A 14,324-nucleotide genomic window follows, 5' to 3' on the forward strand; every position below is an offset into this window, starting at 1 on the left:
AGACGGGGGTATGCAAATGCCTAAAGCCGCCGTCAAACTGATGCAAACGAATACTGGAATGCTGCCATTGCCAAGTTCAGCCGGTTTATCAGCGCTTAGCACGCTGTTAAATCAACCGGGTTGGCTATACTTAGTATTATTCGGCGACGCTGAGCGTATATGCTCGCAGTTATTAACGCCTGCCCCAACCGCTCACCCCCAAGCGCTTATGACTATGAACAATCCGCCAGAACCTAACCATAACGTGTTAAGCGATAAATTAATTAACGTGTTACTCGCACAAATCGCAACAATGATGAAGTTCGAGTTAGCCGACTTAGACCCCGATACCGACATCAGTGAATATGGCTATGATTCGATTTCATTTACTGAGCTAGCCAATCAACTTAATCAGCGTTATCAACTAGACTTAGCACCGACTGTCTTTTTTGAGCAAACCTCGGTTAAACAGCTTGCCCAGTATTTAAGCCAACATTATAGCGAGCGCTTAACCAGTCAATTAGGTATCACGCCAGCGCAGCCTATTACACGCCCTACCCCGTCTTTACCACCGCAACCTAAACAGGTAGTCAATCCCACGCCTAGCCGTGCTAGGCAACCTGAGACTCAAACAACTGCCGCCGATATTGCCATTATCGGCATGAGCGGCCGTTTTCCTATGGCGCAAGACTTAGACGAATTTTGGCAGAATTTATACCAAGGCCGGGATTGTATTAGCGAAATCCTGCCTCACGTTGGGATTGGCGTGAGTATTTTTGGCGACCCCAAAACGGAATCGAATAAGACGAACGCCAAATGGGGCGGTTTTATTGATGGCGTTGAGCAATTCGATGCGGAATTTTTTGGCATTTCGCCGCGCGAAGCCCGCATTATGGACCCGCAACAACGTTTATTAATGGAATATGTCTGGTTAGCATTAGAAGATGCTGGCTATTCGGCGCAAGCCTTAGCCGGTAGCCAAACTGCGTTATTTATCGCTACAGCGTCTAGCGGTTATGGCGATTTAATGGCAAAACATCATGTCGATATTGATGGTTACAGCGCTACGGGAGTCGTTGGTTCGGTCGGTCCTAACCGCATGAGTTATTTTTTAGATTTGCACGGCCCTAGCGAACCGATAGAAACGGCGTGTTCTAGTTCATTAGTCGCAATACATAGAGCGGTATTAGCACTCAAACAAGGCGATTGCGATTTAGCCATTGTCGGCGGCATTAATCTCATCTTAACGCCGGAAACCCATATTAGTTTTAACAAAGCCGGTATGTTATCGCCGGACGGACGTTGCAAAACCTTTTCGCAACACGCTAATGGCTATGTACGCGGCGAAGGTGTGGGCATGTTGGTGTTAAAAAAGCTTGCCGATGCCGAAACCGCAGGCGACCCTATTTATGCAGTGATTAAAAGCAGTGCAGAAAATCACGGCGGACGCGCTAATTCATTAACAGCGCCTAACCCTAAAGCGCAAACGGCGTTATTAAAAGATGCGTATCAACGCGCCGGCGTATCAGTCGATAGCATTAGCTATATCGAAGCGCACGGCACCGGTACTGAGTTAGGCGACCCTATCGAAGTCAGCGCGTTAAAATCCGCATTTAGCGAGTTAACCGGTTCTAGCCCAGAAAACCGTAGCGGCTATTGTGGTCTGGGCTCGGTGAAAACCAATATCGGACATTTAGAATTAGCCGCCGGTGTCGCTGGCGTTATAAAAGTCTTATTACAAATAAAACATAAAACCTTAGTTAAAACGTTACATGCCGAGCCAGTTAACCCGTATATTCGCTTAACCGATACGCCGTTTTATCTAGTCACTGAAAACCGCCCTTGGCTGCCAGACCTTAACCAACCTAGACGTGCGGGCATTAGTTCGTTTGGTTTTGGCGGCGTGAACGCGCATATCGTCTTAGAAGACTATCCAGAAGCCACGCCCACGCCTGATGACGGTCAAGATATTGTATTCGTGTTATCGGCGAAATCCGAAGCGTCGCTAAAAGCCTATGCCCAGCGCTGGCTAGCCTTTATTCAGCAGCAACAACAACTTGAAGCTACCAATACCGATACCGACACGCTCACGCAATCCATTAAGCACTGCGTCGCTGAACTGTTGCAAGTTGACACCGGTGATATTGCTTTAACCGATAGTTTTGCCGAATTAGGTTTAGATAATGTACAGAAAAACCTGTTAAGAACTCGTTTAGAACAGGTGTTAGAACAACCGCTTTCAGCGTACACGTTTGATAAAACCAATACACTCGCTGAGCTATTAGCTTTAATCGCACCGGACAACCTTCAGCATAAACCCATCCAAGCTCGTTTATCGCTAATTGATATGGCGTACTCGCTACAAATCGGGCGCGCCGCTTTGGATTATCGCCTAGGCTTTTATGCGCGTTCATTGACCGACATTGCCGATAAACTGACCACTTATATCCACAACGAAATCCATAACGAAACCGTCAGCAGCGGCATTTATACCGGCTATGCCAAAGCCAATAAAGAACTACTGGCGACATTTAGCAGCGATGACGAGTTACAAGAAGCACTGCAAAAATGGTTAATACGCAAAAAATTCGACCAACTGTTAAATTTATGGAGTAAAGGTTTAAACATTGATTGGCAATTACTTTATCCGACTCATAAACCTAATCGGGTTCGTATACCGACCTATCCTTTCGTGCGCGATAGCTATTGGTTTAGCACCGGTTCAACCACGCCGCTACCGGTCGTTAGCCAAACTAAGCTGCATGAACTACTGCATGAAAATGTATCTACGCTTAAACGCCATAGTTATAAAACCGTATTAACCGGTCAAGAAACCTTTTTACGCGATCATCGTATTAATGGTCAGGCCGTATTACCCGGCGTGGTCTATCCACAAATGGCATTAACCGCGCTTAACTTAGCCTTAGCCGATCAAGCAATAAGCCAAGGTATTGTGCAGTTTAGTAATATTACCTGGTTAAGCCCGTATATCGCGACTTCTAGCCAAGAACCGTTATTCACCGAAATTCAAAACATCATCAGCGGTGGTTTTGGTTATAGCATCAGCTCTAAAACCTCAGAACCTATCATACACAGCCAAGGCCGAATTAAATTATTAACTGAAACACCCGCTATTGAGCCGATACAGCTTGAGACCTTAATTAGCCAAGCACAACACGAGTTACCCGGTGCGGCTTGTTATCAGCGTTTTAATGAGTTTGGTATGGTCTATGGTGCATCGCATCAAGCCATTACCACGCTTTATTTAGCTCAAGACTGGGTACTGGCGAGGCTACAAGCCAACCCAAACGATGCCAAAACCTGGCAACTACCGCATGGTTTAGTCGATTCAGCCTTGCAAGCCGGTATTGGTTTTGCATTCATGACTAACACTGCATCAGCCTCGGTTGCGTTACCGTTTGCCTTAACCGAATTAACACTGCTCAACGCGTGTCCTGAGCAAGCCTGGGCTTGGTTACGTTATCAACCTGCCTCTATCAATGCCAAAATCAAACAGCTAGACATTGATATTTGCGATAACCACGGCGTGGTCTGTATTCGTTTACGCGGTTTACTAGCCCGCTCGCCGGACAAGGCAAAAGTAGACATAACGGCGATTAAACCTGCACCAGTAAGCCAACCGGCAAGCTCTGTACAACAGCAAGCGCAACAATGGCTAATTAACCTACTCGCTGCCACTATTAAGCAAACGCCTGAGCGCATTAAAGCCGATGCGCCGTTAGAAAAATACGGCATAGACTCCATCATGATTGTTGAGTTAACCCGGATCCTGGAAGGCTATTTTGGCACGTTTATCGAAAACCTTATTTTTTGAATACCAAACCTTAGCCGAACTGACCGATTATTTATTAAGCCAACATCGCGCGCGCTTTCAAACCTTGCTTAACACGCCGCCTAGCCTACCTGCGCTTAAACCCGTTGATAAAACACAAGCAGTTAGCACATTACCCCAACCCGCGCCTATACCCGTCAATACGCCACACAGCGGCTGTTTAGACATTGCTATCATAGGCTTAGCCGGTCGTTACCCCAAAGCGCTAGACGTTAACGAGTATTGGCAAAACTTACGCAACGGGCGTAACTGTATTAGCGAAATACCGCCAGAACGCTGGGCTTGGCAGCAGTTTTACAACGCTGACCGCAGTCAGCATCACGGTCACTACAGTAAATGGGGGGGGTTTATTGACGGCGTAGACCAATTTGATGCGCTGTTTTTTAATATCTCGCCACGCGAAGCCGAAGCCATAGACCCGCAAGAACGTCTGTTTTTACAACACGCCTGGTTAGCACTAGAAGATGCAGGCTATACGCCAAGCGATTTACAACAACTGGTTAATACCTTGCAACCTGAGCTACCGGCACAAGTTGGCGTTTATGCCGGTGTCATGTATAGCGAATATCAATTGCTGAGCATAAACCAACCGGATACCGTCGCTAGCGCTAGCTATGCCAGTATCGCTAATCGTGTATCGTATTTTTTGAACTTACACGGCCCAAGTTTAACAGTGGATACCATGTGTTCTAGCTCGTTAACAGCGATTCATCTAGCGTGTCAGGATTTAGCTCAGGGGCGTACCGACTTAGCCATTGCCGGTGGGGTTAATGTTAGCGTGCATCCAAATAAATATTCCATGCTAAGCCGAGGCCAGTTCATCTCAAGCTTAGGTCAATGCCAAAGCTTCGGCGTTGGCGGCGATGGTTATATACCCGGTGAAGGCGTAGGCGTGGTCGTGTTAAAACGCTTAGCCGAGGCTGAACGCGATGGCGATAACATTTATGGCGTGATTAAAGGCTCGGCACTGAATCACGGCGGTAAAACCAATGGCTATAGCGTGCCCAATCCTAAAGCACAAACCGCTGTGATTCGGCAAGCCATGCGACAAGCGCACGTTAAAGCCGATGCGATAAGTTATATCGAAGCGCATGGTACCGGTACGCAATTAGGCGATCCTATTGAAATCACCGGGTTAACAAAAGCGTTTCAACAAGACGGCGTTACCGGCTCTTGCCGTATTGGCTCTGCTAAATCCAATATCGGGCATTGTGAATCCGCCGCCGGTATTGCTGGATTAACCAAAGTGTTATTACAACTAAAACACCATGAAATCGCACCGTCACTACACGCAGAAACGTTAAATCCCAACATAGATTTTGCTGCAACGCCGTTTATCGTCAATCAACAATTAACGGCTTGGGAAAAACCGGTTGTTAACGGCGAAACCTTAACCCGCATCGCCGGGCTGTCGTCGTTCGGCGCAGGCGGTGCTAATGCTCATATCATTATTGCTGAATACGATAGCCCAACCGTAACGTCCGAACCCGTTGCTACACCTCAGCTCATCGTGTTATCGGCTAACACCGAAGCACAACGGACTGCTTATGCGCAAAGCCTACTGGCTTGGTTAGACAATAACGCTAACAACACTGCTTTAACCTTGGCTAATCTCGCTTATAGTTTAAGCACCGGCCGTATGGCTATGTCTAAACGCTTAGCCATCATCGCTGAGGATTTAACCGGCTTACGCCAACAACTACTCGATTTTCTAGCTCAACCAGAACAAGCTCAACCAATACAAGGTATTTATGTCGGTATAGACGATGACATAGAAACGGTTGCACACGAGCAAGTCAGCACTTGGTTTAACAGCCACGAACTCGCCTTATTGGCGGATTATTGGCGGCAAGGCGGTGTTATCGCCTGGCGTGAACTGTATTCGGGCAAACGCTTAACCCGGTTGAATGTGCCGACGTATCCGTTTGCCAACGAACGCCATTGGTTAAGCGTCGCTAACACAACGCCCGACAGCACGCCTATGCTTAGCGAACATGGTTTACTGTTGCTGACACCGATATGGCAAGCCACAGCACTCAACGAGTCTAGCCCTGTGCAACATTATGCTGCTCGCCTACTGGTCACCGTAGGCATCGCAGAATTTGCCGATAGCATTGAATTAAAGATTGATAGCACTGACTTAGTAACAAGCTATCAACAAACCGTCGTTGCATTATCATCTCAGTTACAAAATTTGCTAAAACACAACCCTAACGGCCAACTGTTATGCCAGGTGTTAATACCGGGCTTAGGTTATGCAGACTCACTACAGATTTTCGCAGGGCTAGCGGGTTTGTTAGCAACGGTTTCACAAGAAAATCCAAGGCTGACCACGCAACTTATCGCTTTAGAGCAACAGGCTAAGGCACACGATTTAGTATCGTTACTGGCGCAACACAGTAACTCTGGCTTTATCCGCTGTCAAAATAACCAATTCTTACGACAAACCTGGCAAGAAGCAGCATTAATCCCAAATACCACCCCGCTGTGGCGCCAAGGCGGCGTGTATTTAATCACCGGTGGCGCTGGCGGTTTAGGCTTAATTATCGCCGAAGCCATCGCTAAACAATGTCCTAATCTGGTATTGCTATTGACCGGGCGTCGCTCGCTAGACCACGATGACGCTTGTTTTAAATCGCTAGCCGATTTAGGTACTCATTTTGAATATCATGCCCTCGATGTCGCCGATGAACCCGCCGTAAGCGCGTTCATCGCTGAAATAAAACAACGCTACCAAACGATTAACGGCATTATTCACGCCGCTGGCATTACTCACGACCAAGCCTTCATCACTAAATCAGAGCAAACTCTACTCGCCGTATTAGCCCCTAAAGTGCAAGGCTTAGTGAATTTGGACTTAGCGACACGTGGCTTAGATTTAGACTGGCTGGTGTTATTCTCATCAGTGGCAGCTTTTGGTAATCCCGGCCAAGCCGATTATGCCGCCGCCAACGGCTTTATGGATGCTTATTGCCAATACCGTAACCAACTCAGCCAAGATGCGTCGTTAGCCAGTGAGCAAAAGCCTCACGGTATCACGTTAACGATTAATTGGCCGTTATGGGCCGACGGCGGCATGAGCGTGCCAGAAACCGTGAAACGGCAAATGTGGACGAGTGCGGGCATAACACCGCTTAGCACGGAACTAGGTTTACGCGCATTTAACCAAATAGTAGCGTCAGCACTTACGCAAACCCTAGTATTAGCCGGTGACTTAACCAAGTTACGCGCAGGGTTAGTAACACCAACGCCTAAACCGGTAAGCCCAGCGCCTATTAAACCCAGTACCGAAACACTGGAAAGCCAAGTAGTTAGCTATTTAAAAGCGTTGCTCAGCGAGCTGTTAAAACTACCTGCCCACCGTATTGATGAGCACAGCCCATTAGAGAGTTACGGCGTTAATTCGGTGGTCGCATTAAGCTTAACGAATGAACTGGAAAACCATTTAGGTAGCTTGCCTAAAACCTTATTCTTTGAATACCCAAGCTTAGCGCAAGTCAGCGCTTATCTGGCTAGCACATATCGCCAAGCGTTACACGATGGTTTAGGTTTAACCGACTACACGGAGGATAAGTCAACTATAGCTACGCCCACCGAACCTAAGCCATTAGCAACAGAACAAACGAACGCCGACATCGCCATTATCGGCTTAGGTGGACACTTGCCAAATGCCGACACGCTAGAACAATTTTGGCAACATTTGCTTAATGGCGAGAGTAGCATCACCGAAATACCCGCCAGCCGTTGGGATTGGCAAGTGCTAGCCGATACAGCGCATACCCGTTGTCATTGGGGTAGTTTTATCAATAATGTCGCAGCGTTCGACCCGTTATTTTTTAATATCACGCCTAAAGATGCGCCTTACATAGACCCTATGGAACGACTGTTCTTAGAAACCGTTTGGCAAGTGTTAGAGCGTTCCGGCCAATTAGGCGAGCGCTTAAGCCAGTGTTATCAACAGCAAGTCGGTGTCTTCGTGGGCGCGATGTATCAACATTATCGAGACTGGCTGGCGGATTCTGAGCAGCCTAGCAGCTTATTATCATCGTTTAGCGCTATCGCCAATCGTGTATCGTATTTTTTTAATTTTCAAGGCCCTAGCGTCGCAGTAGACACCATGTGTTCATCGACTGGTATTGCCTTGCACATGGCCTGTACCAGCTTGCTGAATGGTGAAATCAAGCTAGCTATTGTTGGTGGCGTTAATTTATCGTTACATCCAAATAAATACCAAGGCTTAAATCAAGCGCAATTAGCGGCGAGTCGCGCAGACAGTATCAGTTTTGCCGACGGTGATGGTTATATTCCAGCGGAAGCGGTCGGTGCAATCGTGTTAAAACCGTTAACAGCGGCCATAGCGGAAGGCGATGAGATATTAGCCGTGATTAAAGCCACTGCCGTTAATCATGCGGGACAAGGCTCAGGCTTTGCCACACCTAATCCAGCAGCACAAGCCGAGCTGATACAAGCGTGTTTGGACAAAGCCCAAGTTTCCGCCAACACGATAAGCTATGTCGAAGCTGCGGCTAATGGCATGGCCTTAGCGGATGCCTTGGAATTCAGCGCGTTGCGCAAAGTCTTTGCCAATACAACGACACCTTGCGCGCTAGGCTCAGTTAAAGCGCTAATCGGCCATGCTGAAGCGGCTTCGGGCTTTACCCAACTGGCTAAAACTGTATTGCAATTGCAACATCAACACATCACACCGATTCCTGAACCGACTCGCACTAACCCTGCGATAGCGTTAACTGATACGTGTTTTTATTGGCCGCGTCAATCAAGCCCTTGGCCATCTAATGGCACTGAGCCGAGGCGAGTATTAATCAATTCGTTTGGTGCCGGTGGCTCAAATGCCTGCATACTTGTTGAGGAATTCATTAAGCCAGAACATATAATCGCTAACGATGATACCCCCGCACTGTGCCTGTTCTCCGCTAAAACCCAAGCGCAACTCAGCGCAATTATTCAGCAGTTCATCGCTTATTTACAGAAAACAAAGGTTAATCTGGCCGATTTAGCTTATACCTTACAAGCAGCACGTCAGCACATGACGTTGCGCTTAGCCATTATTGCCAGCAATCAAGACGATTTATTAGCCCAATTACACGCGTATTTATCAGGACAAACCGAGGCGTTATTCATAGGCGATATGCATAACGACACGACAGCCATTAAACAAAATATTGCGGTTGACGATGGCTTGGAACGCTTAGCACAAGCGTTTCAACAACAAGACTGGTCAACCTTGGCGTATTACTGGGTGAATGGTGTGGCGCTGCCTTGGCTAAGCTATTACCGCGCTGAACCGCGTGGCTTGCTCACTTCGTTACCGGCTTATCCATTATCCACAGAATGCTATTGGCTAACGTTACCCCCGCCGATTAATGAGCTGTCAACCAATAACACGCCAGCATTACACCCGCGTTTTTGCCTCCCGAACTGCAAAGAAGTTCAGTCTGCATTCCCACGCAAAGCGTGGGAACGATGAAACCGATATTCACCAATTTTTAACCTCGTATTTAACCAGTGAATTACTGATTCCGGCCGAGCAAATACAACCGGCTAAACCTCTAGCAGACTATGGCATTCATTCTATAGCCGCCGTGCAATTATTAAAACGCCGTCAGTGGTTTTATTGGCGTCGCAATACCTGGACGGGCATTATTAGAGCACCCCACGCTAAACGCGTTAGCAGACTATATCGAAGGCTTGCTGCACACCTCTAGCGAAGCAATACAACCTGACGTTAATGAAACCCATGATATAGAGCAGACTGTTGAACAAGCCGCTGTCGATAACCTAACCACACGTCAGCCGTTATCAGAAGGTCAAAAAGGCTTATGGGTATTACAAAAAATGCATCCTGAATCCAGTGCTTACAATGTACCCATCGCATTTAGCTGGCGACAACCGGTAGATATAGCTGTTTTAGCGCAATGCTATCAGTATTTATTAACCACCTTCCCTATTTTGACCACGCGCATTATCGAAGAGCAAGGCGAACTGTATCAAATCACTCGCGCCCCTGATCTAAGCGCTTTCAGGCATGAAAATGCCGACGAACTCAGCGAAGCACACCTACAACAACGGCTACAAACGTTAAGCAAGCAAACGTTTAATCTGGAGCAAGAGTCATTGTTTAGAATGACAGTGTGGACGAGTCGGCAACAGCCAACTACGGTATTACTGGTGTTACACCATATTATTACTGACGGTCGTTCCTCGGCGCTGTTATTATCAGCGCTAGTTAATGCTTATCATGCCTTCATTAATGACGAGCTGCCACAAAGTTTACCGCAGCCGGTAAGCCGTTATTATGATTTCGTCAATGCCCAACAACAGATGCTAATCACTGCCGAGGGACAAGCGCATTTAACGTACTGGCAACAGCAGCTCAGCGAGCTACCACACCTAGACTTAGCCTACGATTATCCAATCACTGCCAACAAAACCAGCAAAGGCCAAAGCGTACATTCATCGGTTCCACCGTTGCTAACGCGCCAGCTAAAAGCGCTCGCCAACGAACATAAGACCTCGCTGTCCGACGTCTTACTAAGCGCCTTTTTTGTCTTATTATTCCGTTATACCGGACAAACCGATATGGGCTTAGGTATGCCTACCTTAGGACGCCACGATAAACGTTATGACGAGATATTAGGCTATTTTGTTAATATGATGGTGGTACGCGCTCAGCTTAAGCCACAACAAACGTTTAGTGAGTTAATCAAAGCGCTACAGCTCACCGTTATCGACGGTTTAGACCATGCAGCCTATCCATTCCCTGCGCTGGTTCGGACATTAACACATCAATCACCGTTGTATCAGGTGGCATTTGCTTACCAAAACTTTGCCCCAGGCCATGACAATGGCTGGTTACCAGAGCTTGAGTTTAATCCTGATATACGGCAAGAAGGCGCTGACGCACTCGGCCTGGAAATTTATGAGCAAGCCGGTGGCTTACAATTAAGCATGGATTTTGATGCGAATATCTTTAATGAATCTTCTGTCTTGGCACTCTTAAAACATTACACCATTCTATTAGCCGAACTGGTGAAAAATCCAGAGCGTGCGCTCAGCGACTACGACGTATTAACACAAGTCGAACAACGTTTAATTCTCAATGAATGGAATCATACGCCTAAACCGAATGACTTAAACGTTACCGAACAAACGCTGCCCGAACTGTTTCAGCAACAGGCCAAACACACGCCTAAGCGTATCGCACTCATCGCCGGCAAACAGTCTATTAGTTATAAAGAGCTACATCAGGCCGTTCGGCAGTTAACACGCCAATTACTAAAACTCACAGTAAAACCAGGCGATGTCGTTGCCGTCAGCCTTAACCGCTCACCTGAAGCCGTTATAAGCTTGCTCGCGGTCTTTCAAGCCGGTGCGATTTATTTACCGATAGACCCAGACTTACCGGCTGCACGCATTGAAGTCATGATAAACCCGTGCTGGCGCGCGCTTATTAGTGACTGATAGCCGTATCGATACCGCTAATGTATTAACGACGCCTATCGAAACGCTCTACTTAGACCTGATACGCTCTGGCATCAACACCGACTTATTCAAAAGCCCTCCGGCTATACAACCAGACCAGGTAGCCTATTTGCTGTATACCTCAGGGACTACCGGCGAACCTAAAGCCGTGGCCGTATCACACGCCGCCTTAAGTCAGCATTGCCAAACCGTCAAACACTATTATCAACTCACAGAGCAAGACCGCATCTTGCATTTTGCACCATTTAGCGTCGATGCCTCATTAGAACAACTACTACCCGGCTTAATCACAGGCGCGACGATTATTTTACGAGACGAAGACTTAGGCTCAGCCCAGCAGTTTTTACAACAACTTAATATACTCAGCGTCAGCGTGCTGGATTTACCACCAGCATTCTGGCATGAATTATTATCAACCAGCCAACCACCGGCATTACCCAAATTACGCTTAATTATCACCGGTGGCGAAGCACTTAAACGCGATACTTATGAGCGCTGGCGTCACAGCCCATACGCCAATATCCGTTGGCTAAACGCCTATGGCCCTACGGAAACCACGATTACGAGCACTCTGCACCAACTAGGCGATGCGCAAGACGAACGTGACACCAAAGCGTTTTTACCGATTGGTCGTCCACTACCTGGCGAAACCGTTTATATCTTAGATGCTTATGGCAATCCGGTTCCGCCTGGCGTCGCCGGTGAATTGCACATAGGCGGTCACAGTCTGGCTTTAGGCTATTGGCAGCAACCCGAGCTAACCGCAGAAAAATTCATCTCGCACCGCTTATGTGAACATGGCTTGTTATATAAAACCGGCGATTTAGCGCATTGGCGTCAAGACGGCGTCATCGTGTACTTAGGCCGTACTGACCAACAAGTCAAATTACGCGGCTATCGCATAGAGTGTGCAGAAATCGAAGCCCGATTAAGTCAGCACACAAGCATCGTAGAAAGCGCTGTCCTACTCGATACGGCTCACCAACTCAGCGCCTATTGTGTCGTCAAACCAGGATTTAACATTAATGCAACCGAGTTAACTGCGTTCTTAGCTGAAACGCTACCTAGCTACATGCTGCCAACTAATTTCATCACAGTAACAGAAATTGCTCGCACCGGCAGCGGCAAAATCAACCGTCAAGCCTTAAGCCAACTCGCCGCTAAGCGCCAAGAATCTACTGTTTTTATTGCGCCACAAACGGCAATGGAGCAACGTATCGCAGAGCTGTGGCAAGAGATACTCAACCTGCCTCAAATCAGCATACATGATGATTTTTTTGACTTAGGTGGTCATTCGTTGCTAGCCGTGCGCTTACTGACAGCCTTACAACAAACTTTCGGTGTTGAATTATCGCTGTCCAAACTCTTGCAAACACCGACCATAAGCGCGATGGCGAAAAAGCTCAATACACTCAAACCTGTAGCCTGGACACCTATCGTCAGCTTACAAAGCCAAGGCCAATATAGCCCAATCTTTTGCTTACACGCAGCGGGTGGTCATGTGTTAGCTTATCGCAAACTCGCTATGCAACTCGGCAAACACCAACCGGTATTTGGCTTAGAATCCCCAGGACTTAACAATCAAGCACTGCCAACCCGTTTTGAGCAACTTGCCAGCTTTCACCTAAATGCGATACGCGGGCAACAACCCCAAGGGCCTTATCATTTATTAGGCTGGTCATTAGGCGGTGTATTAGCGTATGAAATCGCCAGGCAACTACAAAGCCTAGGCGAAACCGTCGCTGTGCTGGCGTTAATCGACGCGTACACACCTAAGGCCTTGCAATTAATCGATACTGATATTAACCAACTACTTTCTGCGCAAGACGACCCGGAGTTAGTGCTCTTGCATCATTTCGCCAAAGAATTAAACGTAAACTTAAGCCTAGAACATTGGCAAAACATTATCTTAAGCGACAACCGCATCGATTGTTTTATCGACCAAATAAAAAGCAAAGACTCGCCAGTACAAGCGCTAAGCAAAAGCAAGCTCACCCAGCAAGTCCATGTTTATCAAGCCCATTGCCAATTACTAAACGCCTACCAACCTAAACCTTATGCCGGCAATGCCCTATTGTTTGGTAACGAACAGCATTTAGACAATCATTGGCTAGAACTCATTACAGGCAATGTCACTATCGTCAATATCAACGCTGACCACTATGCGATGATGTCGGCAGGCAATACCGCCATCATCGCCAGTAAACTCAATGCTATAACGCATAATCGATAATAAGTGGCGCATGATCGGAAAAAACGTTGCTCTTTATAAATCGAGCTAGCTAACACTTTATCTTTTAACGAAGCACTAATCAGATGATAATCAATACGCCACCCCACATTCTTGGCCCACGCTTGACCTCGATTAGACCACCACGTGTATTGCTCAGCATCTTGGTTAACCAATCTAAACGCGTCATACCAAAGCCCGGTGGCAAACAACTGTGTTAACCACTCGCGTTCTTCAGGTAAAAAACCAGAATTTTTTTGATTGCTACGCCAGTTTTTTAAATCGATTTCTTTATGGGCAATATTAATATCCCCGCAGATAATCACATCGCGCCCAGATTGCCCGCGTTGTTGCAAATACGGCGTAAACCTATCCATATATTGATATTTAATCGCTTGACGCTCGTCGCCTGACGTACCTGATGGTAAATACAGCGAAACCACACTGAGATTACCAAAATTTTGCCTCGATAAAACGACCTTCATAATCAAAATCATCCCAACCTATACCGTATTGAACGTCATCAGGTTGCTGTAAACAATATAACGCGACGCCGCTATAACCTTTTTTTTGTGCGCGTCATGATAAAAACAGTGATAACCACGGGGATGAAAACATTCGGCACTGAGTTGGTCGATTTGAGCTTTGGTTTCTTGAATACACACCACATCGGCATGTTGTGCCAACATCCAAGAAAAAAATCCTTTGCGTTCGGCTGAGCGAATGCCGTTTGCATTTAACGTAATAATGCGCATAGTA

At 47.1% G+C, this 14,324-nt stretch carries 5 protein-coding genes and 1 pseudogene; 5 read left to right on the forward strand and 1 reads right to left on the reverse strand.

Features of this window, described 5'->3' with window-relative positions:
* Window positions 1-10: 10 nt before the first annotated feature.
* The 5 genes from VZ94_RS22200 to VZ94_RS03975 are packed head-to-tail and all read left to right on the forward strand — an operon-like array spanning window position 11 to window position 13,568.
* Window positions 11-3,814: a beta-ketoacyl synthase N-terminal-like domain-containing protein gene (locus VZ94_RS22200; protein WP_052700200.1), complete on the forward strand. Its 3,804-nt coding sequence runs from the start codon at window positions 11-13 to the stop codon at window positions 3,812-3,814.
* The gene (locus VZ94_RS03965; protein WP_052700201.1) at window positions 3,783-9,320 is read left to right on the forward strand and encodes an SDR family NAD(P)-dependent oxidoreductase; all 5,538 of its coding nucleotides are present in this window, start codon (window positions 3,783-3,785) and stop codon (window positions 9,318-9,320) included. Before VZ94_RS22200 ends, VZ94_RS03965 begins: the two co-directional genes overlap by 32 nt.
* On the forward strand, window positions 9,217-9,558 hold the full coding sequence (locus tag VZ94_RS32655; RefSeq protein ID WP_109867650.1) for an acyl carrier protein: 342 nt from the start codon (window positions 9,217-9,219) through the stop codon (window positions 9,556-9,558). Before VZ94_RS03965 ends, VZ94_RS32655 begins: the two co-directional genes overlap by 104 nt.
* Window positions 9,542-11,314, forward strand: coding sequence for a condensation domain-containing protein (locus VZ94_RS03970; protein WP_045778248.1), 1,773 nt, complete (start codon window positions 9,542-9,544; stop codon window positions 11,312-11,314). The genes VZ94_RS32655 and VZ94_RS03970 overlap by 17 nt, the downstream gene beginning before the upstream one ends.
* Complete coding sequence (locus VZ94_RS03975; protein WP_052700202.1) at window positions 11,307-13,568, forward strand: AMP-binding protein; 2,262 nt, start codon at window positions 11,307-11,309, stop codon at window positions 13,566-13,568. The genes VZ94_RS03970 and VZ94_RS03975 overlap by 8 nt, the downstream gene beginning before the upstream one ends.
* Here VZ94_RS03975 and VZ94_RS27945 read toward each other — a convergent pair.
* Window positions 13,496-14,320, reverse strand: a pseudogene (locus tag VZ94_RS27945) (exodeoxyribonuclease III). The gene VZ94_RS03975 and the pseudogene VZ94_RS27945 sit on opposite strands and share 73 nt — an antisense overlap.
* Window positions 14,321-14,324: the final 4 nt, after the last annotated feature.

The sequence above is a fragment of the Methylocucumis oryzae genome (assembly GCF_000963695.1).
Classification (GTDB): domain Bacteria; phylum Pseudomonadota; class Gammaproteobacteria; order Methylococcales; family Methylomonadaceae; genus Methylovulum; species Methylovulum oryzae.

Coding starts and splice junctions, on each gene's coding strand:
- VZ94_RS22200 (WP_052700200.1), top strand. CDS start 11: ATGCAAATGCCTAAAGCCGCCGTCAAACTGATGCAAACGAATACTGGA.
- VZ94_RS32655 (WP_109867650.1), top strand. CDS start 9,217: ATGAGCTGTCAACCAATAACACGCCAGCATTACACCCGCGTTTTTGCC.